The sequence below is a fragment of the Mesorhizobium sp. M1142 genome (assembly GCF_040318565.1).
In the GTDB taxonomy this organism is placed as follows: Bacteria; Pseudomonadota; Alphaproteobacteria; order Rhizobiales; family Rhizobiaceae; genus Mesorhizobium.
The window spans coordinates 455,608-482,295 of record NZ_JAMYMK010000002.1 but is presented as its reverse complement, the minus strand read 5'-3'; the positions used below and the strand labels follow the sequence as shown (position 1 = coordinate 482,295).

Annotated in this window: 24 protein-coding genes; 3 read left to right on the top strand and 21 right to left on the bottom strand. The window is 56.7% G+C overall.

Translation table 11 applies throughout. The features are described 5' to 3' along the window. Nucleotides 1-97: 97 nt before the first annotated feature. The 16 genes from NKH42_RS06295 to NKH42_RS06220 all read right to left on the bottom strand — a co-directional run bounded on the left by NKH42_RS06295 (nucleotide 98) and on the right by NKH42_RS06220 (nucleotide 17,194). The gene (locus tag NKH42_RS06295) at nucleotides 98-628 is read right to left on the bottom strand and encodes a class I SAM-dependent methyltransferase (protein WP_352750798.1); all 531 of its coding nucleotides are present in this window, start codon (nucleotides 626-628) and stop codon (nucleotides 98-100) included. Nucleotides 629-1,097: 469 nt separating this feature from the next. Then, nucleotides 1,098-1,814 (bottom strand): class I SAM-dependent methyltransferase, encoded by a 717-nt coding sequence (locus NKH42_RS06290; protein WP_352750801.1) that lies wholly within the window; start codon nucleotides 1,812-1,814, stop codon nucleotides 1,098-1,100. Between the two features lie 162 nt (nucleotides 1,815-1,976). Beyond that, the gene (locus NKH42_RS06285; RefSeq protein WP_352750804.1) at nucleotides 1,977-2,519 is read right to left on the bottom strand and encodes an acyltransferase; all 543 of its coding nucleotides are present in this window, start codon (nucleotides 2,517-2,519) and stop codon (nucleotides 1,977-1,979) included. Between the two features lies 1 nt (nucleotide 2,520). Beyond that, nucleotides 2,521-3,387 (bottom strand): glycosyltransferase, encoded by an 867-nt coding sequence (locus NKH42_RS06280; RefSeq protein WP_352750807.1) that lies wholly within the window; start codon nucleotides 3,385-3,387, stop codon nucleotides 2,521-2,523. Continuing rightward, the gene (locus NKH42_RS06275) at nucleotides 3,377-4,435 is read right to left on the bottom strand and encodes a glycosyltransferase family 4 protein (RefSeq protein ID WP_352750810.1); all 1,059 of its coding nucleotides are present in this window, start codon (nucleotides 4,433-4,435) and stop codon (nucleotides 3,377-3,379) included. The genes NKH42_RS06280 and NKH42_RS06275 overlap by 11 nt, the downstream gene beginning before the upstream one ends. A 116-nt stretch (nucleotides 4,436-4,551) precedes the next feature. After that, on the bottom strand, nucleotides 4,552-5,793 hold the full coding sequence (locus tag NKH42_RS06270) for a hypothetical protein (protein WP_352750813.1): 1,242 nt from the start codon (nucleotides 5,791-5,793) through the stop codon (nucleotides 4,552-4,554). Between the two features lie 76 nt (nucleotides 5,794-5,869). Further along, on the bottom strand, nucleotides 5,870-7,120 hold the full coding sequence (locus tag NKH42_RS06265) for a glycosyltransferase family 4 protein (protein WP_352750815.1): 1,251 nt from the start codon (nucleotides 7,118-7,120) through the stop codon (nucleotides 5,870-5,872). Nucleotides 7,121-7,168: 48 nt separating this feature from the next. Then, nucleotides 7,169-7,861, bottom strand: a complete 693-nt coding sequence (locus NKH42_RS06260) for a glycosyltransferase (protein ID WP_352750818.1) — start codon at nucleotides 7,859-7,861, stop codon at nucleotides 7,169-7,171. A 569-nt stretch (nucleotides 7,862-8,430) separates the two neighbouring features. Then, the gene (locus tag NKH42_RS06255) at nucleotides 8,431-9,045 is read right to left on the bottom strand and encodes a class I SAM-dependent methyltransferase (RefSeq protein ID WP_352973992.1); all 615 of its coding nucleotides are present in this window, start codon (nucleotides 9,043-9,045) and stop codon (nucleotides 8,431-8,433) included. A gap of 86 nt (nucleotides 9,046-9,131) precedes the next feature. Continuing rightward, nucleotides 9,132-10,448 (bottom strand): flippase, encoded by a 1,317-nt coding sequence (locus tag NKH42_RS06250; RefSeq protein WP_352750821.1) that lies wholly within the window; start codon nucleotides 10,446-10,448, stop codon nucleotides 9,132-9,134. A 27-nt stretch (nucleotides 10,449-10,475) separates the two neighbouring features. After that, nucleotides 10,476-11,300, bottom strand: a complete 825-nt coding sequence (locus NKH42_RS06245; protein ID WP_352973990.1) for a glycosyltransferase family 2 protein — start codon at nucleotides 11,298-11,300, stop codon at nucleotides 10,476-10,478. A gap of 212 nt (nucleotides 11,301-11,512) precedes the next feature. Next, nucleotides 11,513-12,607 (bottom strand): GDP-mannose 4,6-dehydratase, encoded by a 1,095-nt coding sequence (gene gmd, locus NKH42_RS06240; protein WP_352750826.1) that lies wholly within the window; start codon nucleotides 12,605-12,607, stop codon nucleotides 11,513-11,515. A gap of 158 nt (nucleotides 12,608-12,765) precedes the next feature. Then, complete coding sequence (locus NKH42_RS06235; protein WP_352750829.1) at nucleotides 12,766-14,043, bottom strand: sugar transferase; 1,278 nt, start codon at nucleotides 14,041-14,043, stop codon at nucleotides 12,766-12,768. A 43-nt stretch (nucleotides 14,044-14,086) separates the two neighbouring features. Beyond that, on the bottom strand, nucleotides 14,087-15,406 hold the full coding sequence (locus NKH42_RS06230; RefSeq protein ID WP_352750831.1) for a UDP-glucose dehydrogenase family protein: 1,320 nt from the start codon (nucleotides 15,404-15,406) through the stop codon (nucleotides 14,087-14,089). 149 nt (nucleotides 15,407-15,555) lie between these two features. After that, a complete protein-coding gene (nusG, locus tag NKH42_RS06225; protein WP_352750834.1) occupies nucleotides 15,556-16,119 on the bottom strand; it encodes a transcription termination/antitermination protein NusG in 564 nt (187 codons plus the stop codon). Nucleotides 16,120-16,603: 484 nt separating this feature from the next. Continuing rightward, the gene (locus NKH42_RS06220) at nucleotides 16,604-17,194 is read right to left on the bottom strand and encodes a biotin transporter BioY (RefSeq protein ID WP_352750837.1); all 591 of its coding nucleotides are present in this window, start codon (nucleotides 17,192-17,194) and stop codon (nucleotides 16,604-16,606) included. A gap of 111 nt (nucleotides 17,195-17,305) precedes the next feature. On the opposite strand from NKH42_RS06220, the gene NKH42_RS06215 reads away from it, so the two are divergent. Continuing rightward, nucleotides 17,306-18,214: an MBL fold metallo-hydrolase gene (locus NKH42_RS06215; RefSeq protein ID WP_352750839.1), complete on the top strand. Its 909-nt coding sequence runs from the start codon at nucleotides 17,306-17,308 to the stop codon at nucleotides 18,212-18,214. 13 nt (nucleotides 18,215-18,227) lie between these two features. Here the strand turns inward: NKH42_RS06215 and NKH42_RS06210 are convergent, their stop codons facing one another. Together NKH42_RS06210 and NKH42_RS06205 are read right to left on the bottom strand one after the other, a co-directional pair. Further along, nucleotides 18,228-19,013 carry a DUF1499 domain-containing protein gene (locus tag NKH42_RS06210; RefSeq protein WP_352750842.1) on the bottom strand — a complete coding sequence of 262 codons (786 nt, stop codon included), beginning with the start codon at nucleotides 19,011-19,013 and terminating at the stop codon, nucleotides 18,228-18,230. Nucleotides 19,014-19,096: 83 nt separating this feature from the next. Beyond that, the gene (locus tag NKH42_RS06205) at nucleotides 19,097-20,725 is read right to left on the bottom strand and encodes a fatty-acid--CoA ligase (protein WP_352750845.1); all 1,629 of its coding nucleotides are present in this window, start codon (nucleotides 20,723-20,725) and stop codon (nucleotides 19,097-19,099) included. Nucleotides 20,726-20,904: 179 nt separating this feature from the next. On the opposite strand from NKH42_RS06205, the gene NKH42_RS06200 reads away from it, so the two are divergent. Both NKH42_RS06200 and NKH42_RS06195 read left to right on the top strand, forming a co-directional pair. Next, entirely contained in the window at nucleotides 20,905-21,291 is a 387-nt protein-coding gene (locus NKH42_RS06200; RefSeq protein ID WP_352750848.1) for a hypothetical protein, read from the top strand. A gap of 126 nt (nucleotides 21,292-21,417) precedes the next feature. Further along, nucleotides 21,418-21,807 (top strand): DUF427 domain-containing protein, encoded by a 390-nt coding sequence (locus NKH42_RS06195; RefSeq protein WP_352750851.1) that lies wholly within the window; start codon nucleotides 21,418-21,420, stop codon nucleotides 21,805-21,807. Here the strand turns inward: NKH42_RS06195 and NKH42_RS06190 are convergent, their stop codons facing one another. The 3 genes from NKH42_RS06190 to ppdK all read right to left on the bottom strand — a co-directional run bounded on the left by NKH42_RS06190 (nucleotide 21,808) and on the right by ppdK (nucleotide 26,602). Continuing rightward, nucleotides 21,808-22,545 carry a polysaccharide deacetylase family protein gene (locus NKH42_RS06190; RefSeq protein WP_352750854.1) on the bottom strand — a complete coding sequence of 246 codons (738 nt, stop codon included), beginning with the start codon at nucleotides 22,543-22,545 and terminating at the stop codon, nucleotides 21,808-21,810. Nucleotides 22,546-22,684: 139 nt separating this feature from the next. Beyond that, entirely contained in the window at nucleotides 22,685-23,788 is a 1,104-nt protein-coding gene (locus NKH42_RS06185) for a glycosyltransferase family 9 protein (RefSeq protein WP_352750856.1), read from the bottom strand. A gap of 135 nt (nucleotides 23,789-23,923) precedes the next feature. Further along, the gene (gene ppdK, locus NKH42_RS06180) at nucleotides 23,924-26,602 is read right to left on the bottom strand and encodes a pyruvate, phosphate dikinase (protein WP_352753037.1); all 2,679 of its coding nucleotides are present in this window, start codon (nucleotides 26,600-26,602) and stop codon (nucleotides 23,924-23,926) included. Nucleotides 26,603-26,688: the final 86 nt, after the last annotated feature.

The following is a 26,688-nucleotide window of genomic DNA, read 5'->3' as shown; positions in this document are numbered from 1 at the left end:
ATCCAGCCCCCGCCGCGCGTCAGGCTGTTCGCAACCTCATTGTCGCACCACCCACTCTGGAAATGCCGGTAGTTCGAGGTGTCCATATAAGCGTGGATTAGGGAACGCCCGCACAAACAAAGAGCTTCTCGCCTCTAAGTAGGCCGAACTTGTGCACAAGAGGTTCCTCGGCAGTAAATTCGGAGAGGTTAAATCCCGCTTTTCTTATCCGGTCTCGAACGTCCGAGCCAAAATAGCGAACATGGTCTTCCTGCCCGAAGTGAGCAAGCCTAGCTTGGGGCGTCAGAATGGCAGGATTTTCGTATGTTGTAGCCCATCCCTCGATGACCGGGAACATCAAGAGCAGCGTGCCGGACGGCCGCAAGACACGGCGCAATTCGGCCAAAGCCTTTCTATCGTCGACATGCTCCAACACGTGATTGCAGATGACGAGGTCGAACGAATGGTCAGCAAAGTCCATCGCCTCTATGTTGACGGATACGTCTCCAGGCGCTGGATTTAGGTCGCCGCCAGTGTATGACAATGCGCGTTCGCTTATATATAGACGCGCAAATGATTCTGGCGCAAAGTGCAGAACGTCTTTTCCTTCGATCAAGCTCGGGTTGTCGTCAAGGTAAAGGCGCTGCAAGCGGTGACGCTCCAGGGAGTGGCACTTGGGGCATTCCGCGTCTAGCCGCGGCGGCAGTCCAAATATTCTGAACTTGGCAGTCGTCCCGCAACACGGGCAGCATTTTGGACTCGGCCGATGGCGGGTGAATAGCCATGTTGCACGATCTATCTCTGCGGGCAAAGTCCGCGCGAGAACGATTTTGAGGGCACCACCTAACATTCCCGTAACAGTTCGCACCGTAGCAATCCTCTGCCGCCGAATAACCACAACTCCGGGATGAAGAGCAACCTTCTCCACACAAGGGCGCTGCCGATATCGCGCAATTTGCCTAGCCGCCAATTTTACCCCTGACGAAAGGAAAACCGCCTACATTCACTGGAGTCAGCCTTAGTCTCGAGTGCGTCAAGCATCGGGCACGCCCGTTCTTGAACGGCAACGGCTTCAACGGCTCAGGGCCAACTCCTTTGCGTCCAGCGCAAGTTTGTGTCTAATCAGCAACTTCCGCGAGAACAAAGATCCCATTTCCGCCAAATAGCTTGGTTTCCATGTTATGCGAGATTCTGCGCGCAGTTACCCGAAGACAACTTGCAAATAATTCACCGGCGCTTCCGTAACGGATCCCAGGGTCTGCATACCGATATCCTATTACTTTGAACCCAGCATACTCTACGGTGGCGAGGGCTGAATCCTTAGTGAAGTAGTGAAGATGCCCGACCAGCTTCCGCGCGCGCATATAGCCACCAAAAAGGATGGACGTAACATTCATGTCGAGTGGAATGCTGAAGGCGAAATATCGACCGAGAGGACGCACAGACCTTAGGAACCCTATATAATCGTCGACGTGCTCGAATACGTCAAGAAGCATGACGAGATCGTAACTAATTCCAGAGAGTGACCTCGGATCAGCAACAGCATAGCGGACCCGCTCATTCCCATAATGTTGGTTAGCAAATGCTATAGGTTCCGGCGAGAGATCAATACCGTAGCCTTTCGCACCGGTCATATCGCAGAGAGCCACCAGGGCGCGACCGCTCCCACATCCAATGTCGAGGATCGAATTTATCGGGAGGCCGTGGAGAAGATCATGGACCCGCTCAGCTTTAGGTTGCCCATGATCATCATGGAAATCAGTGACAACAGACCAATATCGACCCGACTCATAGACGCTCGTATCACTTCTTGTCACTGGAAAATGGCCCAGCATCTTGCGTCACTCAACATGGGATCTCCTAAAAGGTAACCGGTGCCACCTTGGCGCGAGTTGGCACACTGCAGGGCGCCTCAGCCGGAGCTTGGCCAAGCATGTGATTGCGAGCCCTCTAGCCCGAGAAACCTCAGATGACTACCAATACCCCCCCTCTCTCGATTATTGAACAAGATATTTTCCCAACCTAATTTTTTTCTCAACCCATTCCCGGGTAAACGCAATTGCTTTGGCTGGGTTGCCGGCTACGATACAGCCATCCGCTATAGTGCCCCTAACCAGGCTTCCGGCTCCGACGACAACGTTGTCTCCTATTCTGGTCCCGGGCAAAATCGACGCTCTCGCGCCTATGAAACAGTTCTTTCCAACAACTATATCGTCCAATATGTACATTTCACCGCTTCCTCTTGGAATAATCGTCCCGGTACTAGCCAGAGCGGTTGTAATTGAGTAGTCGTGAGTCAGAAACATTACCTCGCGGGAAATCGTGATGTTATCGCCAAGATGTATTTTCCGGTAATCCGCTCCATCGAAGTATGCCGATCCACTAATGTACCTAGGTTTCCCAATTAAGTCGATCCCAATTCGCTTCAAGTACCACGCGAAGGCCGACATATAGAGATCTACGTCGATATACTCGAGCAACGAAATAGCCCTTCGAGAAACGACTAAAAAGCTCTTTTTAAGTAGATTCAGAATTTTCATATCATCTACCACAGCGTTTGCCGCTCTCCCGGATGTTAGACGCCGGCTGCTCAGGCCGAGTAGCGCCCCATTCAGGTGGAATAGCGTCGCGCTTTGCCGCGAACCTATAAAAAAATACCTTTAACGCATGATAAAATGCAGCTTGAGCCACTCCAATTACGCGATCGCTCAGGGTAAACTCCCGATCCTTAACAAACTTTGTCTCTATCTGACACACATCCTGCATGGTTGACGTCTTGGTATTTTCATGAAGCCTTTGGATTCCTAACACTGCCCGAACCAATTTTACTCTAGGATTCACAGCTTTGAAGAACCTGACTGCAAAATCGTAATCTAATGCGAAGCGGAATGATTTATCAAAGCCAATCTTCTGGGCGAGCTTCGTGCTATATATTGTGGACTGATTTGTGTAATATATATTTACAAACATTTGCCTCCACCGGACAGGGTACAAATGCCGGAACGAGGAAAAGTGCCTAAGATTAGATCCATTATCCAACAACGTCTCCTGATCGTATGCCACTACTTCTTCAACGCCAGTGCTATGGCTCTCTACAAAATCATCCAAGGCGTTAATGTTGAACATATCGTCACTATTTTGGAACATAAACCAGCGGCCATCGGCCATTGTTAATCCTTTTGCGATCGCGTCTGCTTGGCCGTCATCAGGCTCACAAACCAGCTTGTCCTGTGGTTTTAGATAGGCGTCAGCAACACTTTTTGAATTATCCGTTGATCCACCATCTACAATGATTATCTGTATAGACGACCTGTGAGTACTTCCGTTAATGCTACTCAGGAGATCTTCCAAAAAATTAGAATAGTTGTAGTTCGGTATAACGATGGAAATAGCTAATCTATGTGCCATCAAACAAATTCCTTATTCCGGTGCGGTATCTCTCGGACGAGTAAATCGCCATAGCCCTTCTCCTATTTGAAATAGGTACATTAGCGCGGGAGTCCGAAAAGTGGAACCGAGAGATAGAGTTAGCCACATCACGGGGCGTGGGTGGCACAAGATCTGCATGGAATCCTTCGACCATTCGTGAAATCACTCCGTGGTCTGATGACACTACAAAGCATCCTGCGGCAAGCGCCTCGATGATGCTTATCGGTGCAGCTTCGGTTGGATAGGTTGTCGGTAGAACAAACACGTCGGCTTTCGAAAGAATGGCTGCCTTCCTCGCGCCGTGAACCGGCCCCAGAAAGGTGATATAATCTCTCGCACTCACATTCCGCAGATATGCCTCGATCTGGCCGACCGTCATGTTCGCGTCCGCAATGGGGCTCCCGCAGATCGTAAGTCTGACAGGCAATCCTTCGGATACCAGTATCTCCGTCGCATCTACGGCGACTGTAAAGCCTTTAGAGAAAATCAGGTTAGATAGGTATAGTATGCTGAAGAAACCCTTGCGACCTTTCACCATTTTGGTGGTAGCAATATCGTTGTCAAAGAAGTTCGGCAGTTCCACCAACTTCATTCGTTCAAACATCCGATATTGGGTTAAAAGTTTTCTGTCAGGAGCAACGGACGTGTCTATCTGAGAGTACATCATGTCTATTATGCCGCGTAACAGCCGGCCGGCCTCGGCTCGGAATGTTTCGAAATCGTTTCCGTGTAGATGGTTTATAATTCGACGTCTGAACACTTTGGCAAGCAGAATTACAGGGAGGTCTCTGGTCAAGAACCCCTGCCGGCTGCGACTGCTAGTAAAATACACAGCGCCTTTCGTTTTCATGAACCCGATGAACAAACGGATTGGGAAGGAAATGAGGTTAATCTTGCGCTCGAATGACGAATCAACGATGTGGGCTTTGGGTACAGCCGCGCAGGCCTCTCTAAACGCCTTGGCCTGACCGGTAATTAGGCCGGTCTCTGCCCCGACGAAGAGCGGAGCATCGTAGTCTAGTGTCATTGTCCGAATGCGCATCCATTCACCGTAGAAGTTGGGTGGCCGCCCGCGGAGCGAATGACGCCACGTCTGGTTTCTCACTAAGTGAATTAGCCATCGCAGACACCTTCCGCCACCCCTCACCGTCTGCCGTACCAGTATCGATCGGTTCTGCGCTCAGAGCGACTGATCCCGTGCCCAAAGACCTGTCGGCTCAAATCCAACGCAAGGAGTGGCACTAAAAACGTCAACGCCCAAGTTATCTGCTGAGCCAAGTACCCGCGCGTGGGAATCAACACGGCATACAACACAACAGCGGCACAGGAATAATATGCATTGGGGCTTCGTTTCAACGTGTTCTGAAAAAACACCCCAGCGATCCCACCCAAGAGAGCAGCTGAAAATGGAAGGCCATAGAGCCCATACATAAGCACGGCTTGACCAAGGTCGTGGAATGCTGCCCCAGTACCCTGCAGTCCCTCTGTGACGATCAGGTAGGAACCAAGATACGTAGTACGTGGTTTGTCGGGATATATGGCAGCGGGAATGAATTGGGTGACCAATACCAAGACTGGCTCCAATCCCACGAGCTGGAGCCGATCGACCCCTTCCACTACATTGATCGTCGCGAAGGCCACCGTCTGCTCTCCACTTCGCTTTAGAAACTCAAGCGGGGCAAATCCAAGGTTGCCGAGATCTAAAACGGAAAAACTGCCATAGCTCCTTACCTGGCCCAGCGCACCAAGGCCCAGACCTAGTACTGAGGCGACCCCCACAGCCACAGCTGCGCGAAATGGCCGAAATCCTCTCCCCTGCAGGTTCATCAACTCCGCTAAGAACAGAATTGCCAATCTATATCGAAACCCCGCATACAAAAATAACAGGGTTTGGACTAGAAAAAGAGCGATATTTGCAGACGCGCCTCTATCCTTTCTTCCCACAAGATAACACACTAGCAGTATATCAAAGCCGACAATGGTGAATAAAAAGGATCCGTCCGCCTTGAATATATTTCTCGACAAAATCGAGTAAGAAATCAATGCGCCAGAGACGACGTATAACGCCCAGATAACGATCCTGCCCGCCAACTCTCTGAGGCGAGGTGGCGGATGCTGGATTGGCAGCCGCGTGAACGCTAAGGGTGCAGTAATTCTGAATCCAAACATGTAGAACATACAGAACACGATCACAGAACTATAGTAAACGCCAGTCGGCCGCGCATATGTTCCCGTTATTAGGTCCACTTCACCGACGATCAAGGGCAGCAATACTAGGTAAAATAGACACGATGCCGTATATAGGAACGGAAACGACGCAGCGCCGTAACGGCAGAATGCGTACGTCATCCACGCGACCGCCAGAAATATTGTTATTCCAAGCATCAGCTATGCTCCTAACAATATAACAGCTTTGGAAGTGTCACTATAGGCGCCGCGCTATCGACCAATACCTCACTTGTCAGCCTCCATTTGAAAAGAGATCCGCGATACCGCTGCGAAACGCAGCCCACGTGTGTTTTCTTGCTTCAGCCAGCGCATCAACTCGCATCGCAGACCATCGGCTTCGCTCACGTATGGCTCTATCAACCGCTTCCTCAATATCTTCCTCCATGAATCCCCCCATGAGGTACCCGGATTTGCCGTCCACGCATACGTCTGGCGCTCCGGTGTTGCAACTTGCGATAATTGGCAATCCGGCGCTCATGGACTCGAGCAGCACGTGTCCAAAGCCTTCGGCCAAGCTCGGCAAAATTAGGAAATCTGCGGCGCTTGCCGATGACCACAGTGCCGAATCGTCAAGGATGGTCCTGAAAATCACGTTCTCGGGAACTCTCGAAATCCATCGGATTGTCTTCTCCCGAGCTCTCTGCATCTCACGAGTGTAAATAGTGAGTCGAATGTCGGGCCGTCTTTCTACTAGCTTGAGAAGCTCGTAGATACCCTTTCTCACGACAAACTGGCCAACGAATGCAAGGTCGATTGCATAGTCACTAGTGACACCTCGCACCGACGGATCCGAGGACAAAGAACGAAAACGTCCAGGCGCTCCATAAGGGATCACCTTGATCCTGCTTCGCTGCACGCCAGCCCCGATCAAGGTCTGCAAAACGAATGACGAACTGCATATTATCGTATCGGAAACGCTCACCTCATGAGACAGTCTCGACAGATATGACGTGCTATTTGTCATTTCCTCCTCCTCGGAGAACATCTCAACCGCAATTTCTGGTCTCACAGCAGCGTAGTCGCTGTAAATTCTGCGCAGAGCTGCTGGGTGCGGATGCATTTGGAAAAGCGCTAGTTTACACTCGATACCAATATCATTTGCAGCGCGAGTTATTCCGGAATTATAGTAAAAAATGGCCAGTTTGAATTTTGACGTTCGAAGCAGAACGCGCGCTTTTTCACCCAACAAATAACTTCTAAACCGGTTAACATGTTTGTTTCTGGGTATGATTCTTTCGACATAGTCCGCAATCAGTAACGGAATCGTAGTGTATATGTTGATGACCAATCCGCTGCGGCATCTCTTGTACACAGTATCCCGCATCAACATGCGCGACGCCAAACCGATGAATGATTTCGGCTTGTAGTAGAAATCCGTTAGAAGGCTGACTTCCCAACCGGCGTCGTAAAAGGCCTGGATCACCTCATAATTATCTCGGCGACCCACGTGAACGACCAGTACGGAACCGTTGTTTCTGTTCATCAGACCACCAGGAGACAAAAAGGGGACGCGAAATCGCCGCCGACACAATTACGCGTTGGCCGCAGGCAGCAGGTCACGGTATAATTCGATATGCTTGAGGGCCGCGACATCCGGTGAGTATCGTTTCGCGACGACCTCCCGCCCCCGAATACCCATTTCTTTGAGTTCCCCACGGGCCATGGCCATAGCATTCCGAATCTTGGCGATAAGAGCTTCGACGTCGTTGTGAGGAACGGTCCAGCCAGTTACACATTCCTCAATGATTTCTTGAGCTGGCGTGTTCGCGAATGCAACAACCGGAGTACCAGACGCCATAGCTTCCGCCGTCGTCTTGCCAAATGTTTCGTGCAAAGAGGGCATCACGAACAAATCAGCAGCAGAATATATCAAATTAAGTTGGCCATAATCCTTGATCATGCCGAAGTACCTCGCGTTATCGCCTTTGTGCAGAAAGTTTCCACCAAATATAGCCCACTGAACGCCAGACCCTTCCGGGAATTCCTTCAGAAGTCTGGGTATTATATCGCCACCCTTTCGGGGATCCGACAAATCGATAGCACCTATTCCGATGACGAATCTCGATTTATCCAGCCCAAGGGTGGCCCGCGATTTTTGTTTGTCAAGCACAACTAGCTTACTAACCGGAATTGAATTCGCGATCACACTTATCTTGTATTTAGCCAATGCTGTGCTGAACTGCGCCTTTTTCGCTACATCTTCACTAATAGCGATGAAAGCCATCCTATTAGAATATGAACTGCTTTTTACACCCAGATCGTCTGACGCTATTGAGTGCGCCTTTGGTTTTAGGATTGGGCAAGATTGGCAACCATTTAGATAACCACCACAACCGTTCGAGAAATGGCATCCTCCGGTGAATAGCCACATATCTCTCAGTGTGAATACAACAGGCCGACTCTCTTTCGCTAGCACATCCCAGAACTCCGGACTCATCGTGGAGGCATGAGCCCACTGGATGTGTATTATATCCGCCCATGAATAAAGGGGGTGTTTGTGGGGATCAAGTCCTACAGCAATAGGGAAGTAGGATGCACCTCTACTAACCATGTTGCGTTGTAAGCGCCGCCAGTATAGCCTAGTCTTAACACCCGTTACCAGCCTTGCTATTCCACCTAAGCGGACAGCGTGGTAGTCTGGATCTGTGCGTCGCTCCACCCTACCGAGAATTCGGGAATCCACTCCCCGCGCCCGCAGCGCCAAATGGAGGGTCAGGGCGCCTCTACCAGCGCCAGAACCGAGCGCGCCGCCCAGAATGTGGAGTACTTTCAATGAATTGGCGCCCATGTCGCTTAAATCGATGACATAAAGTAGTCACCCCGCCGCGCAATAGCGTAACCACCCCGGGCAGCAAGCTGGTCGAACTTCAATTCGCTGTCCGCCTCCCATCTCTTAATGATATGCCGCTCCCCGCTGCGGCTGATATCGTCGAGCACCACTGCGCATCGTGGTGACAAGTGGGGATAGACAACAGGCAAAGCTGGATATCTGGCATGCGCCAAATCGCGGGTGTGAGCGCGGGGGCCGTCCACCACTACCAGATCAATCTTCGACCCGGCGACAGCACGGGAAACAATATCTGTGTCGTACCAAACCGAACTGTCCAATGAATAGCTACATTCCTGAAGCGTCGCGACCAAAACCTGCCCGACGCTAGAAAGGCCCTCCGCCTTCAACATGTCAGAAACCAGAGAGGCCCACACCGGATTGTCTTCTATTGAGATCACTGTGCCGCCAATCATTTCCGCAGCCTTCGAAAGATACAGCGTGGAGATTCCACTCCCAAATTCAAGGACCGTCTTACGTTTATTAATAATAATTTCGTTAACTAGCGAGAATACAGCAGACGGCCGCATTGCCGAGACTGTCCAAGGGAGGAACTTCAGTCCTAATTTGGCCAGTTCCACACTCGCACGGCAATCCAGGCCTGAATTTCTATACGAGTCGAGCTTAGCAAGGACTCTCGAAGGAAGATAATTGCCTACAAATGACACTACGTCGTTCTCCTTATGAACGGTGGCTTTCTGAGCTCGCTATAGAGGATCGAGAACGGATTCGAGAAAGCGAGGGTGACTATCTTAAATAGTTCTCGGCTGCTTTTGGAGAAGGCCAAAGATAGATATGAAGACACAAAAAAGGCTGCCAGCGTCGCAAAAGCAGAACCAACTCCTCCGTACTTTGGGATCAGCGCCAAATTCAGCATCACGTTTAGAACAGCGCCTGCCCCTTCACTCAAGATAAGGTACGTGCCCTTGCCTTCGATGACTATCCATCTGGTTGTGAGATACCTAGCAAACGAAAAAGGTAACGTCAAAGAAAGCGCTAGCAGAGAATCTACGGAATTGAGGTATTCTGCCCCGAATAGAACCCGAACCATAAGATCACCAAATACCCACAAAGATAAAGCGCACAAGTACGACATCACTGCCATTGCAGAGTAGCCCAGTCGCATTGCACGAAAGAATTCTACTTTGTTGCCGGAGTTTGCCGCCAGGTATGGGAATATCGTGACGCTGAACGCTGCGGGAATAATGTAGAATGCCTGTATTAGTTTCACAGACGCTGCGTATTCACCCGACACTTTAGGGTCGGTCATGAACCGAAGCATTGTCAGATCAATGTTCAAATAGATCAATGCCAAGGCGCTTCCGAAGAAGATGGTCCAACTTTGGGAGAGTAGAGAGCGAGCGTAGGAAATGTCGACGCGCCACGTTTTCAACGACGGGCCGCTGCTTTTGTCAAACAAAACAAAGAGAAGCAGCACACCGATAGCAGCTCCAAATGCCTGAGTGAATCCGACCGAAACGACACCATATCCACAGTAAACTAAAAGTATCTTTACAGATCCTGAAACGACTACCGACAAAACATTGGCGATCATTGCCTTTCCAGACTCTATTTTAGCCCTGAACCAGCTTGTAAATATTCCTGTAGGCGAAAGCAACACTATCGAGATACAAGCCGAAACATAGAGGAGTACTTCTTTCTGCCCTTTCGTCGCCAACACGGGGACGGTAGCCAACATCAAAAGGGCGCCAAGCGTATAGCCGAGAAGTCGCAACGCAACAGTGGTGCCCAGAATGACGTATGAGGGTCGCGTGCTTGATACGAGTTCTCTTACCAGAATTCCATCCAGTCCCAACTGTCCAAGGAGGCTAAAAATTGATGCCAGAGAAAAGACGTATGCGTACAAACCGTAGTCGCTCGGCCCGAGACTTCTCGCGACGAATGCAAGTACAACCATGCCGAATAAGTTTGTGGCGACACTCTCAGCTAAGACAGCTCCTCCGCTATAAAAATACCTTTTCACCGCGATCTTGTCTTTCTGTCGGAAGTGTTATCGCCAGATGAACTGGTTAAGTTTTCGCAGCGGCTTAGCAACAAGAGCAAAATCAACCAAGTGACTCCCCAGCCATGTTCGACGCGAATGAAGCGCCTCTAAGTTATGACGAACAGTCGACATAAGATTCCTCGTACTCTCTCCGCCTATCATCATGTCAACTAGGGTTCCGTCGACGGTAGAGAGGATGAAAGGATGCAACTCGATGCTCCTTAACATCCAATCATAGTCGGACGCCACCTTGTACTGAGTGTTGAACTCGCCCACAGCTTCCGCCACCTTTCTTCGAACATAAAACGTCGGATGAGCGGGCATCCAGCCGCTCCGAAAGCCGCTCGCCGGCCTTGGAGAAGCCGTCCACTTGCGTACGACCCGCTTGCTCGAGTGGTCTGTTACGAAATTGAGATGCCCCTGAACGATGTCCGTGTTTGACAGCGCGTTTGAGATTCGGGCCAGAGCAGAGGTATCGTGGAACGCATCATCCGAATTCAACACGCCTACTGCATCCCCCTTGTAGAAACGAAGCGCCTTATTGAGGGCCTCGTACATTCCACTGTCGGACTCACTGACAACGACCATCCGGTCCTGCGGATAGGATCGGATTATGGAAAGCGTCTCGTCTGTCGAGGCTCCATCGACGACGATTAATTCCTTGTCCTTGAATTCCTGGGCAAAAAAGCTGTCCAGCGTGTGCCGAATCGTATCGGCTGAGTTACGGCACACAGTGAGGACGGAAATCTTCATGCGCTTCGCTCGACCATCAAGCCCGACGACCTGGCCGTGCTCTTCGCCGCCCCACGGACATTGCGTCTCCAGCGTCATTGCCCGAAGATTGGGGCCACGTGCTTGAGAAGTAGTCGCATTCCAGCCAAGGGGCGCTCAAACAACTTTCGATGGATCGCCAAGCGTAACCTCCACCTCGGTCGGCCGAATGAGAAGCGGATCGACGTCCACAAGCACGCCGGTTGTCGAGCCCGCCCTTTGCCCCTTCAAATGATCGCCATACGGAAATTCTCATGCCGGTTCGCTCGCGCTTACTGTGCCGCGACGCGAATGCGATCCTCGTCGAGGCGCCGATGTTCGGATTCCCGCCTTACCGTTTCGAGGTCGGACTGGACCATTTCCTGGACCATCGTGGCGAGCGACGTCGTCGCCTTCCATCCGAGAACGCGCTCCGCTTTCGAGGCGTCGCCAATCAAAAGCTCTACTTCGGTCGGCCTGAAATAGCGCGGATCCACCTCGACTAGAACGGCGCCTGATTTTGCATCTACGCCTTTTTCGGCGATACCGGAACCAACCCACTCGATTGCGACCCCGACCTCGGCAAATGCAAGCTCGACAAAGCGGCGGACCGAATTCTTTACGCCGGTTGCAAGGACGTAGTCGTCTGGCACGTCATGCTGAAGGATTCGCCACATCCCTTCGACGTAATCGCGGGCATGGCCCCAATCCCGTTCAGCGGATAAATTACCGAGGTAGAGCTTGTCCTGAAGGCCGAGGCTGATTGCAGCGGCTGCGCGGGTGATCTTGCGGGTGACGAACGTCTCGCCGCGCATCGGACTCTCGTGATTGAACAGGATGCCGTTGGAAGCATGGATATCATAGGCTTCGCGGTAATTCACCGTGATCCAGTAGGCATAGATTTTCGCAGCCGCATATGGCGACCGGGGATAGAAAGGCGTCGTCTCGCGTTGCGGGATCTCCTGCACCTTGCCGTAGAGCTCGGAAGTCGACGCCTGATAAAAACGCGTCTTTTTTGTCAAGCCAAGCAGCCGGATGGCTTCGAGGAGACGCAATGTGCCGATCGCGTCGGCATTCGCCGTATATTCTGCAGTCTCGAAGCTCACCTGGACATGCGATTGTGCGGCAAGATTGTAAATCTCGTCGGGCTGCACCTCCTGGACGATACGGATGAGGTTGGTGGCATCGGTCATGTCACCATAGTGCAGCGACAGCCTTACGTTCTTTTCATGCGGATCCTGGTAGAGACTATCGATACGGCCCGTATTGAACGACGAGGACCGCCGCTTGATGCCGTGGACATCATAGCCCTTTGCCAAGAGAAGTTCCGCCAGATAGGCGCCATCCTGGCCGGTGATGCCGGTAATGAGCGCGGCCTTCCTAGTCATTGTACTTTCTCCGAGGTCGATACGACGGTATTTTCAACGCTGATCAGCGCAACTTTAGTCATCGCAAATACCCATTTCAAAAAGCTGGTGGTTATCGTCATCCCACGAAGCTCTGAGTGGCGACTTGGCTGCGTCGACTAGCGATCTTTGCCGCTTTGTCAACGCGCGCCAAATCCCGTCAGCATGGTTCGGATGGTGCGAAATACAATCAGCACGTCGAGCCAAGGGGAGAAATTCTTGATGTAGTAGAAGTCGTAATGAAGTTTTTCCAGGACATCGTCGACGGCCGCGACGTGGCCCTGGTTGACTTGCGCCCATCCGGTAATGCCAGGCCGCACGATGTGCCGATATCGATAGAATGGAAGCTCCGCCTCGTACCATTTCGACAGTACGAGCGCTTCCGGCCGCGGACCGATCCAGCTCATCTCGCCGCGCAGGATGTTGAAGGCCTGCGGCAACTCGTCGATCCTGGATTTTCTTAAGAACTGTCCCAAGCGGGTGATGCGTGCGTCGCCGGCCTTCGTGATAGCCGCTTCCTTCTCGTCGACAGCTATGTCGCTGAGTTTCATCGTTCGAAACTTGTAGACCTCGTAGGAACGCCCTCTATAGCCCATTCGCTTCTGTCTAAATAGCGCCGGCCCAGGCGAATCGATCTTAACCGCAATTGCCACAAACAACAGCAATGGCGAGAAAACAACAAGCACAAATAATGCAGAAGCCCAGTCTATCGCCTGCTTTATTTTCAGGTAAGCCTGGTTTGGGTTCAAGGAGCCCAGAGTGTTTTCAGAAAGATGCTCGATCTCCACTCGACCTGTGAGCGACTCGCTGATTTGTTTGACGTGATAGACTGGCGTTCCCGAGAGCGCGCGGTCGGCAATATACCGCTCCCACTCATCTGAAAGGTCGGCTCGAAGATCGGCCACCACGCCGGTCGCGTACTCGACGATCGTCTCAGGCGAATGAATCCTGTGCCAGTTAACGCCCGGTATGCTCTCCAGCCGGTTGACGTCTCCGCCGGGAATTATCGCCAGTCGGTGTGCATCGAGCCGCCGGGTAGCCAAGCTCAAACCAAAGTACCACAATGTCGATTGAATGAAGCTAGCCGCTGCCTGGAACCGGCTGTAGTCGAACCGAAAAAAGAAGATGGTCGCGAACACCAGGCCGTAGGTCAGGGCGAAGGTTGGCAGTATGTAGCCAGCCGCTGCAACACCCGGGAAATTGCCGATGCGCTTATAAAAGAGATAACCTGTCGTGTGAGCGATAAACGCCGCAAAGATCGTAACCTGCAGGTTCGGTGACCGGATCACCTCTTGATCGACCGACAGGCGGATCAGCGCCGGCAGCAGAATCGCGAACGTCAATCCGCCAAGCAGCTGAAAGCGCATCCGGAGCAGCAGATGCCGTTTGTTGGGTAAATGGATGGTGGTGGCGATCAATTTGAATCCCGCGAATCGGCCCCATGAAAACCTGGACGTTCATTCACTGGACAGGATGCCGCTCTCGGCCGACGCTCGAATAGGCTATGCCTTCCCTAACGACGTCCTCGCCGCGGTAGACGTTTCGCAGATCAACCATCACCGGCGTCGCCATGAGTGCACGGAGCCGCTTCAGATCCAACGACCGAAACGCATTCCACTCGGTGACGATGACGATCGCATGCGAGCCGTCGGCTACCGCGTAGGCGCTATCCCCGAACGCAATGCCCTCGATCATCTTGCGCGCCTGCTCCATGCCGACGGGATCATACGCTTTGACCGAAGCGCCCGCATCCTTGAGCGCCTGAATGATGGCCAATGACGGGGCATCGCGCATATCGTCGGTGTTCGGCTTGAACGTAAGGCCGAGGATACCGATGGTCTTGCCACGAACCGAGCCGCCGCAGGCTTCGACCACCTTGCGCGCCATCGCCCGTTTGCGCTGGTCGTTTATCGAGACCGTCGTTTCAATAAGTCGCACGGGGCTTGCCGCGTCCTGCGCGGTTTTGACCAGCGCCAGCGTATCTTTCGGGAAACAGGAACCGCCATAGCCCGGCCCGGCGTGAAGAAACTTTGCGCCGATGCGGTTGTCCATGCCGATGCCGCGCGCGACGTCCTGCACATCGGCCCCCAACCGCTCGCAGAGATCGGCAATTTCGTTGATGAAGGTGATCTTCATGGCCAGAAACGCGTTACCGGCATATTTGGTAAGCTCAGCCGTACGCCGGCTCGTGTAGAATATCGGCGCGACATTCAGCGAGAGCGGCCGGTAGATTTCGCCCATCACCGCTTTGGCCCGTTCGGCATCGGTCCCGACAATGATGCGGTCGGGCCGCTTGAAATCCTCGATCGCCGATCCTTCGCGAAGAAATTCCGGATTGGAGACCACCGCAAAATCAGCGGTGGGATTTTGCTCGCGAATGATTCGTTCCACCTCATCGCCGGTACCGACGGGGACGGTCGATTTCGTCACCACGACCGTAAATCCCTTGAGTGCGCGACCAACTTCGGCGGCCGCGTCATAGACGAAGGACAGGTCGGCATGGCCATCGCCACGCCGTGATGGCGTGCCCACGGCAATGAAGACGACATCCGATTGAGAAACGGCATCGGCCAGATTGTCGTCGAAACGCAAGCGACCTTGCGCGGTGTTCGTGGTGACCAGGTCGTCGAGCCCTGGCTCATAGATCGGTATCTTGCCGAGTTTGAGCATGGCAAGCTTTTCCGCATCACGATCGACGCAGCAGACCTGATGGCCAAAGTCGGCGAAGCAGGCGCCCGAGACGAGCCCTACATAGCCGGCACCAATCATTGTTATTCGCATACCGCGTACCCTCAATCAGCGCCGACGAGACGATCTCGCCAGACAGCGCCTAGTCCCACCGAAGAACGGCTACCGCACTCCCGGGTGAAAACCCGAGAGCCGATCCTACAACAATTTGCATCGCCTCGCCGCACCTTGATGCTGCGATTTTATGCGATTGCTACGAGATCCCTGGTATCCAGATCGACAGGTATCTCCCCATTCATGATGGCAACCAGAACCCGAGCCCTTCCGGCTGGATCGAGCCGGTCAAGGCGACCGATCATTTCCGCGAAAGGGCCGGAAAGGATCCGAACCGAAGCGCCGGCTGCGAGGCCGCCGCTGAAATCGAGCAAGCCATGCCTGCCGGTCAACGCAATGAAGCGCTCTACCAGACCGGAGGGGACAGGCAAAGGCCGGTCCCCTTGCATGACGAGGGAGCGCACACCGAACGTTCCATTAATCGAGCGCCAACGTTGAAACGCGACGTCAAGGGCGATGAACATATAACCGGGGAAATAAGCCGCAACTCGTGTTTCGAGCCGCCTGGCATGACGCACCGTTTTCTCGCAGCGAGGCACAAAGGGCTGGAATCCCTGGATCCGGAGATGCCGCTCGGCAACGTGCTCCTTCCCGGGAAAGACGCTGGCCGCATACCAGCGAGTTGCCGGCGCGGCGGTCGGCTCAGGCGACGGGGTTGTTGCCTTGCTCGTTGTTTTTTCCGCGCTACTCACGTGTCTCCCTTCGGCAGTCGGCGGCATGATCTCAGGTCAACGGTTACGACAGTGTGTGGATACCAGCAAGCAACCAAGCCACTAGAGTCAAGGCGGTTGGGTTAAGAATTTCCTACACATTGTCCAGAAATTTAGCTCTGCCTAAATAATCACCGGGCCGCTTTCTTTTTCAGCTGGCTAAGATGCTATGTCGAGCAATTTATTTCCATACGTAGGTGCTTGGTTACGCTGGTCGTGACGAATCGCCCGTTGGTTCTGGTACTTAGTCCGTCGACTTGAAGCTAATGTGACGGATGGCGCCGCGCACAAGCCTGCCGCCAGCGAGAAAGATCCTGCACGGCCACACCAACTATGGCGAAAACCATTCGGCAGGTTATCGCGCAGAACGGGTTACCCATCGAGTCATGGGGGTTCAGGCAATAACATGGCGACAGCGATGCAAGGTGCAGGCCAGTTTTTGACTTAAGTTCCGCTCGACCCGGCTTCACGAACGCTTCAACAGCGACCAGACAGCTGGCACCAGGCTCGCGGCCAGCGCAACCTTGATCAGATCACCGACGATAAAGGGCACTACCCCGAACTGCCAGGATTTTTCCGGGCCGATCAACAGCGCCAGCCAGGCAAAGCCCATTGCCATCATGACGATCTCGGCCACCAGCATGGCATTGAAGAGCTTGATAGGATGGCGATCCCAGCCACGGTCGGCAGCCCAGCCGACGATCGCCGCCATGACGACGAAGCCGGCTAGATAACCGCCGGTCGAACCGAGCATGTAAGCAATGCCGATGCCCTTTTCGGGCGTGCTCTGGAAGACCGGAAGGCCCAATGCGCCCTCGGCCATGTAGAGAAGCAGCGTGGCGACGCCAAGGCGCATGCCGAAGGAGGCAGCGATCAGGAAGACGGCGAGCGTCTGCATCGAGATATCGACCGGACCGAGCATGACCTTGGTCTTGGCCGATAAGATCAGCAGCAGCGTTCCGGCAATCGCCAGTAAAAGCTGTCCCGCCAGGCGGGCCGCGCCCTTTTCGGGCAAAGCGAGAGAAATGAGCGGACGCATCGTCGTTACAATTGCCATGGTCTTCCCCGTTCCGGATTGCCGCCGCACGCGGCCTTGCGTTTTCCTATATTTGCTTCCGTGCTATGCGGCAATCGGTTTTGCCCTCCCCAAAAAGGTCCCGACTTTCGCATGGCGCTGAAATTCGACACACGCTTCGATCCGGCATACGGCCAGGGCGTAGCCGTTGCGCCTGATATTCAACGCGTCACCGCCAGGAACCCAAGCCCGTTCACCTTTCACGGAACCAACAGCTATATCGTCGGACGCGAGACGCTGGCGGTGATCGATCCCGGACCGGATGACGAGGCACATCTTAGAACACTGCTCGAAGCGATCGGGACCAGGCCGGTCAGCCATATCTTCGTCAGCCACACCCATCGCGATCATTCGCCGCTGGCGGCGCGGCTGAAGCAGCATACCGGTGCGACGGTTCTGGCGGAAGGCCGACATCGTCCGGCGCGGCCGTTGCGTACCGGCGAGGTCAGTCCGCTCGATGCCAGCGCCGACACCGACTTTGCTCCTGATATCGCGCTGCCGGACGATATGGTGATCGACGGCGACGGCTGGGCGATCCGAACGGTGCTGACGCCCGGCCATACCGCCAATCATGCAGCCTTCGCGCTGGAGGGAACCGGCATCCTTTTCTCGGCCGACCACGTCATGGCGTGGGCAACCACGATCGTCGCGCCGCCGGACGGCGCGATGGCGGACTACATGACATCGCTCGACCGGCTGATCGAACGCGACGACCGGCTGCTGCTGCCCGGCCATGGCGGGCCGGTGACCGAGCCGCGCAACTTCATGCGCGGATTGAAAACGCATCGCAAAATGCGCGAACGGGCAATTCTGGAGCGGATCAACAGCGGCGACCGGGCAATCAAGGACATGGTGGAGGTGATCTATCGAGACACCGACCCGCGCCTGCATGGCGCGGCCGCCCTGTCGGTGCTTGCCCATCTGGAAGACCTGGTGGCGCGCGGCCTGGTCCACACCGACGGCGCGCCGGCTATCGACGGCATCTATTCGCCGGCAAAGTAGCACCCTCCCGACATCATTCCGCCGGCGCCACGCCCACCTGGCCGGCGACTTCCTGGTCCAGTTCGGCAAGAAAATCGGTGATGCGCGCTGCATTATCGCCAAGATCGTGGCGGCCGTAACGCGAGGCCGAGCGCATATCGACGATGACCATGTCGCCGTCGTCGGTCACGCGGATGGCGACATCCGCTGGAAGGCCAAGCAGCGAGCTCTTGGCCAGCGCATCGACCGTCACGTCGCTTTGCCCTGCTGCATCGGGAAATGGCGCCGTGAGCTGCCAGCCACGCCGATCGAGCACGGTTTTGACCGCCTCCAGAACGCGATCGAAAGGCAAGGTGTAGCTGCGTCCGCTAACAAGCGGATAAGCTTCGATTTGCAGGCGCTGCTCGCCGGGCGTCGGCGGCAAAAGCTCGTTCATGCCCTTTGTCCGGGTAGAAATATCGAGCGCCGGCGGGTCGTCCAGATCCGTCGAGATGTCGCGCAGCGGCGGATAGGTCGCCGCCCAATAGGCCGCGACAGCGTATGGGACGAGCACCAGAAGCGCCAGCAAGGCGCCGGCGGTCAGGTCCTGGCCGCCGCGATCGCCGAAATTCCACAATCGCGCGAAGGCAAATCCGGCGAACAGAAGCGCAAGTGCTGCCAGCAACGCGACGGTGCCAAGCACCCACAGGAAAGCTGGGGTCTCGACGAGGTCATAGCGATGGCCGATAAGAGCGGTCAGCAGCAGGACTGCCGAAAACGCGCCGGCGCGCCGCGACCAACCGGCAGCCCTCGACGTTTGTCGCTCGGGAATTCCCGTCATTGTTTTCCGCGCTGCCCCAACCCGAACAAAGGCATAGTGCCTTTCGGCGGCGGCTTGAAGGCGCAAAGACGCCGCATCTCCGGTCAATCCGTCGGCAGGTGATAATCCCGGAACTGCCGGCGCAAGGTAATCTTCTGGATCTTGCCGGCAGCGGTGTGTGGGATTTCGCCGACAAAGGCGACGTCGTCCGGCATCCACCACTTCGCCACCTTGCCGTCCATGAAGGCGAGGATGTCCGTCTTGGTCGGCTCCCTGCCCGGCTTGCGGACGACCACGAGCAAAGGCCGCTCGCCCCATTTGGAATGCGGAATGCCGATGGCGGCGGCCTCTGCCACATCGGGATGGCCGACCGCGACGTTCTCGAGCTCGATGGTCGAGATCCATTCGCCGCCCGACTTGATCACGTCCTTGGCGCGGTCGGTGATCTGCATATAGCCGCAGGGATCGATGTGCGCGACGTCCCCGGTATCGAACCAGCCGTCTTGATCGAACTGTTCGGATCCGATGCCGCCATAGTAGGCGCGCGCGACGGCCGGCCCGCGGACCTTGAGCCGGCCGAAGGTCTTGCCGTCCCATGGCAGTTCGTTGCCGGCGTCGTCCGTCACCTTCATTTCGATGCCGAACGGTGTAAAGCCCTGCTTCTGCTGGACGCCGAGGCGGGCCTCGCCCTTCAGCCCGGCGTAGTCCGGCTTCAGGGTGCACAGCGTGCCGAGCGGCGACATCTCGGTCATGCCCCAGGCGTGGACGACCTGGACATCGTAATTGTCCTGGAACTTCGTCGTGATCGCGCGTGGACAAGACGCGCCGCCTATGACCACTTTCTGCAGATAGGGCAGTTTCTTGCCGGTCTCTTCCAGATGCTGGAGGAGCATCATCCACACCGTCGGCACAGCGGCGCTGAAGGTCACCTGCTCGGTGTCGAGCAGCTCGTAGAGCGAAGCGCCATCCATCTTGCAGCCGGGCATGACCAGCTTGGCGCCAATCATCGGCGCGCTCTGGGCAAGGCCCCAGGCATTGGCGTGAAACATCGGCACGACCGGCAGTATGGTATCGCGCGACGACAGGCCCATGGCGTCGGGCATCGCCTCGATCATGGCGTGCAGCACGTTCGAACGATGGCTGTAGAGGACGCCTTTCGGGTCGCCCGTCGTACCCGAGGTGTAGCACATGCCGGCGGCCGTGTTTTCATCGAATGTCTTCCAGGCGAAGTTGCCGTCGGCTTCAGCAAGCCATTCTTCATAGGCAACCACATTGGGCAGCGCAGTCTCCGGCATATGCGCCGTGTCGGTCAGCACAATAACCTGCTTCAGCGACTTGACCGCACCGGCGATCTTTTCGAGCAGCGGCAGGAAGGTCAGGTCGACGAAGATCGCCTTGTCCTCCGCATTGTTCATGATCCAGGTGATCTGCTCGGGAAAGAGCCGCGGGTTGAGCGTGTGATAGATCGCGCCGACACCCATGATGCCGTACCAGGCCTCGATGTGGCGCGCGGTGTTCCAGGCCAGGGTCGCGATGCGGTCGCCAAGCCCGAAACCATCACGCTCGAGCCGCTCGGCGACCTTCAGGGCACGATGATGGATTTCGGCATATGTGCTGCGCACGATCGGCCCCTCGATCGAGCGCGACACGATCTCGCGTCTGCCGTGCTGCCTCTCGGCGTTGTCGATCAGCTTATGGCAAAGCAGCGGCCATTCCTGCATCAACCCGAGCATCTTGTTCCTCCCGTTATTTTTTTGCGCCATTGTGGGACGAACCGGCGGATTGTCCAGCGGTGACCGGGCTGGAGCGGTGCATAGGGCGAAATGAGGCCGAATTCGCCACAATCCGGCCATCCTCGGCGTTAACGTTGATTAACGGGCGGAGCGCGATTGGCTAATGAAAGAGGTGTCGCATGGACGCGCAGCTCGACGACGAAGCCCTCGAAAATACGCTTGCTGAAAGTCTGGCCGATCTGGTTGCAGCAGATGTCGCGCAGGCCGATCTGGTGCCCGACGCCAAAACCGTTTCCGAAGATGAATTCGTCGAGGTCGTCGGTGGCGCCCTCGAGGCGGTCGGCGGCACGCTCTTGTTCAAGATGTGCGTCGAGAACCAGGGCGAAGCCCAGCACGTCGCTGCCGCCTGCGTCGGCGATGGCGGCAATCGTCAATTCCTGCTGCTCACCTTGCCGACCAGCGGTGGTGCGCTGAAGGTCGAGACCACCTCGAAAAGCACCAATCCGGTGGCCGGCATTGCCGCCGCCTATGCCGGGCTGATGGACGCATTCCAGGCCGCGGCCTGATTTCCAGGCGGGCTACCGGAGGCGAGCGCAAGACTTGCCAACTGCGGGCGACCCCGCCAGGTGGCAGGCAGCTCTTGCGCGAGGCTCTTGCCAGACACATCTTGGGTTGAGGCAAGGAGATCCGACATGGACCAGATCGCAAACCCGGCACCCGGCTTTCAACGCAATCCGGACAAGGTCATTACCGTCAAGCCTTATAAGGGCACCGTGACGGTGCGCGCCGGCGATACCGTCATCGCCTCGTCCAGCAAGGTCAAAGTGCTGACCGAATCGCCCTACCCTCCGGTTTTCTACATTCCGTTCGACGACATCGACTTCAACCAGCTTGGCAAGACCGAACACTCGACCCATTGCCCCTACAAGGGCGATGCCAGCTATTGGAGCGTGCTGCCCGCCGGCGATGCCGGCAAGGACGCGATGTGGGCCTATGAACGGCCGTTCGACGAGATGGCCGCTATCCGCGATTACGGCGCGTTCTATCCAAACAAGGTGACGATCGAGGCCACGCCCGGCTGATCAGTCGGTGGTGCCTTCATCGCCGATGCCGTCAGCGTCGTCGAGCCGCACGAAGGTGAGGCCCTTCGCCTTCAGCGCCAGAAGTCCCTGGACCACGCCTTCGCCGGCCGCATGGGTCGGCTGGTTGATGTGAGCGATGATGACGTCGCCGTCCTTTGCCGCGGCAATGCGCCGGGCGGTCTCTTTTGGACCGAGCAATGAGCCGCCGTCGCCGTTGATCGAGAATCCGGCGATCTTGAAACCAAGCTTGCGTATCATCGCGATTGCCGACGGGCTGTATTCGGCGGTTGCGCCGCGAAACCATTTCGGCGCCGGTTCGCCGGTCGCGGCAAGAGCGGCAGCACCCGATTCGACTTCGGCCAGCACGGCCTGCGGGCTACCGGCACTGCGAATGCCGTAGATCTTTTGCGGCGTGTCGACGGCCGGGACGTGGCGGCCGCCATGGTTTTCCAATTCAAACAGTTCGGGATGCGCCCGCATGATCTCGACGGCGGCGGCGTTGTGTTTCAGCCAGATGCCGGTGACGAAAATGGTAGCGGGAATCTTGTTTTCCACCAGCGCCGAGAGAATCCTTGTATCGGTCCGCCCGCCGCAGGCATCGAGCGTCAGCGCGACGCGGCCGCCGCCCGCCTCGGCCTTGATGTGCAGCGTCGGTTCGATGAGCAACTGGGCGTTGCTGGGAGAAGCAGCCCACAGCGATATCGCAATGGCGCAAAAATGCTTTTGGAACAGGCGCATTGACTATTTCCAGGTCGCCGGATCAAAGTTGAAGCGGCGACCCCAAGACCGGCATCAAGGCGGAAATCGGGACGATGCCCCTGCAAAAGCGTCGGCAGCGGCAATTTGACCACCGGCCTGACCTTTGGCAAGCACGAGGTCACAATGCGTGCTCGACGTCCTTAACCGTACGTGAAAGGATCGCGCGCACCGCGTCGACAACCGCTTTAACCTCTAGTCGCCAGACGCAGCAAGCCTTGCTCGGATCGGGACGGCGGCACAGGTCCCTGGCTATGCACTCGCAAGGCATGGAGGGCCGCGGCGTAACACTGGCCACGCCGACAGGACCCCAGACGGCGGGGTCGGTCAGGCCGAAGAGGCCGACAACCGGCGTTCCGGCGGCGGCCGCCATGTGCATCGGGCCACTCTCGTTCCCCAGAAACAGGCGTGCCTGGCCGAGGACCGCCAGCAGCGTTGCCAGCGACAGCGCCCCGACCAAATTGACGACCGGCGAAACGGCCTTGGCGACGATGCGCTCGGCAGATGCCTGTTCACCGGGGCCGCCGACAAGCAGGAAGTCCAACCCGGTCTGTCGCGAGAGCTCGTCGATCGCCAGCGCAAAACGTTCCGGTTGCCATTGCCGGCCCCGGAAGCTCGCTCCCGCATGAACGGCTATGAAGGCGTTGCGCCGCAGATGATGCCGGTCGAGAAGCGCCAATGCCTTGGCGGTCTCCAGCGGCAGCGGCTCAATCTTTGGGACCGGCGCGCGCAACTCTACGCCAAGCGCCTCAAGCGGCGATAGATAGCGGTAGAGATAATGCCGGCCACCAAAGCCAAACGGCTTGGCCAGGACGTTGGCGGGCTGGCGTTCCATCCAGCGCAACGGTTTTTCGGGAGGATCATATCCGACGCGGGTCTTGGCGTTGACGAGCCTGACGATGATGCGTGAGGTTTTGGAATCGGCTAGGTCGATGGTCAGGTCAAACCGGAACCGGCGCAGAGCGCGCACCATCGCGTAAAGCTCGCGGCCACGCTCCAGTGGGGTGCCACGCATCCGGGCGCGCCGGAACGCCACCACGTCCGAGGCGATGCCATGAGCCGTCAGGAAACTGGCAAAGCTCGCCTCGCAAAGGAACACGATCCTGGCCTTTGGATATTCGAGGCGCAGGTTTCTGGCGAGCGCGGAGGCGAGGACAAGATCGCCGATGAATTTCGTCTGGAGGATAAGAATCGAGCGGACGTGCGCGGGCGGGTTCTGCAACATCTGTTTCTGGCACCGGGACGGGTTCGGGAGCCGGAAACTGGGCAGAAACGATGTCGGGATTTGGAGCCGTCACGCGCACGTTCGCGTGAATTTGGTTACAAATCGGTAAGGTCAGACGCCGGTGGACTCCAACTTCTATCCGCGGCCGTTCTTTGCCGCCTGTACTGCCGCCTGCGCGGCGGCCAGCCTGGCAATCGGGACCCGATAGGGCGAGCACGAGACATAGTCGAGGCCGACCTCCTCGCAGAAATGGATCGACGCTGGATCGCCGCCATGTTCGCCGCAAATGCCGAGCTTGATCTCCGGCCGCGTTGCCCTGCCTTTTTTGGCCGCCATACGCACCAGTTCGCCGACGCCCTCGATATCGAGCGACACGAACGGATCCTGCTCGATGATACCTTTTTGCCGGTAGGTCTCGAGGAACGAGGCCGCGTCGTCGCGCGAGATGCCGAAGGTGGTCTGGGTCAGATCGTTGGTGCCAAAGGAGAAGAATTCGGCCGCCTCAGCGATGACGTGGGCACGGATCGCAGCGCGCGGCAGTTCGATCATAGTGCCGGTCAGATAGGTGATCTTGACGCCGGTTTCCTCCATCACGCTCTTGGCGACGGCATCGATGCGCGCCTTGACGAATTCGAGCTCCTTCGCCAGGCCGACCAGCGGCACCATGATCTCCGGGACCACCAGCGCGCCGGCCTTCCTGCCGGCCTCGACGGCTGCCTCGAAAATGGCGCGCGCCTGCATCTCTGCGATTTCGGGATAGGAGACGGCAAGCCGGCAGCCGCGATGGCCGAGCATCGGATTGAACTCGTGCAGCGCTTCGGTGCGCCGCCGGAGCTTGTCCGGGGATACGTTCATGGCTGCGGCGACCTCGGCCACCTCCGCCTCGGTCTTCGGCAGGAATTCGTGCAGCGGCGGATCGAGCAGGCGGATCGTCACCGGCAGGCCGGCCATGATCTCGAACAGCTCGAGGAAATCCGAGCGCTGCATCGGCAACAGCTTGGCCAGCGCCGTTCGGCGGTCCTTTTCCGTATCGGCCAGGATCATCTCGCGCATGGCAACGATGCGGTCGCCGTCGAAGAACATGTGCTCGGTGCGGCAAAGCCCGATGCCTTCGGCGCCGAAGGAGCGGGCCATACGCGCATCGAGCGGCGTCTCGGCGTTGGTGCGCACCTTCATGCGGCGCGCGCCGTCGGCCCATTCCATGATGGCGGCGAAATCGCCCGAGAGTTCCGGCTGCAGCATCGGCACGGCGCCCTTCAGCACCTGGCCGTTGCCGCCGTCGATGGTGATCACGTCGCCCTTGCGGAAGGTCGCTCCCATCGCCATCAGCGTGCCGGCTTTGTAGTCGACGCGCAGCGAGCCGGCTCCTGATACGCAAGGCTTGCCCATGCCGCGCGCCACCACGGCGGCGTGGCTGGTCATGCCGCCGCGCGTCGTCAGGATGCCTTCGGCCGCATGCATGCCGTGGATGTCTTCGGGGCTGGTCTCGATGCGGACCAGGATCGCCTTGCGGCCTTGCGTCTTGGCCTCTTCGGCGTCGTTCGAGGAAAACACGATCTCGCCGGTCGCAGCGCCCGGGGAGGCCGGCAGGCCGACGCCGATCACATCGCGCGCCGCCTTCGGATCGATTGTCGGATGCAGCAACTGGTCGAGCGAGGCCGGGTCGATGCGGGCGACGGCCTCCTCCTTTGAAATCAGTCCGTCCCTGGCCATGTCGACGGCAATCTTCAGCGCCGCCTTGGCGGTGCGCTTGCCGGACCTGGTTTGCAGCATCCACAGTTTGCCGCGTTCGATGGTGAATTCCAGATCCTGCATGTCGCGGTAATGGTTTTCCAGGCGGTCGGAGATGCTGACGAAAGCCTGGAAGGCGTCCGGCATCAGCTTCTGCAGCGACGGCTTGTCGGAACCGGCGGCAATGCGCGCGGCCTCGGTGATATTCTGTGGCGTACGGATGCCGGCAACGACATCCTCGCCCTGGGCATTGACCAGGAACTCGCCATAGAGCTGCTTTTCGCCGGTCGACGGATTGCGGGTGAAGGCGACGCCGGTGGCCGAAGTGTCGCCCATATTTCCAAAGACCATGGCCTGGACGTTGACCGCCGTGCCCCAGCTTTCGGGGATATCGTGCAGGCGCCGGTAGGTGATCGCGCGGTTATTCATCCAGCTGGAAAACACCGCGCCGATGGCGCCCCAGAGCTGCTCGTGCGGATTCTGCGGAAAGGGCTTGCCAAGCTCCTCCTCGACCTTGGCCTTGTAGAGCGCGATCACGCCTTGCCATTCGATCGCCGTCAGTTCGGTGTCGAGCTCATGGCCGAGGCCGCCTTTCTGGTCCTCGAGGATTTCCTCGAACACCTCATGGTCGAGACCCATGACGACATCGGAATACATCTGGATGAAACGGCGGTAACTGTCATAGGCGAACCGCGCATCGCTTGAATCCGCGGCCAGGGCTTCCACCGTCTCATCGTTGAGGCCGAGATTGAGCACGGTGTCCATCATGCCTGGCATCGAGGCGCGCGCCCCTGAGCGAACCGACACCAAAAGCAGTTTCGAGGGATCGCCGAAACGGCGTCCGGTCAGCCGACCGATATGGTCGAGCGCGACCGCAACGTCCGCCTCCAGCGAAGTCGGATAGGTGTGGCCGTTGGCATAATAGGCGTTGCAAACGTCGGTGGTGATGGTGAACCCTGGCGGCACCGGCAGGCCTAGGCTGCACATTTCGGCCAGATTGGCGCCTTTGCCGCCGAGCAGATTGCGGTCGCCGGCACGGCCCTCCGCCGCGCCATCGCCAAAGGTGTAGACCCACTTGGTCATGCTTGCTCCCCGGTTGCAGGAGATTGGAAAGATCGGCAAATCGAGCGATATGATGCTGCAGTGCGAAAGGCAAGGCATCGGCCAAG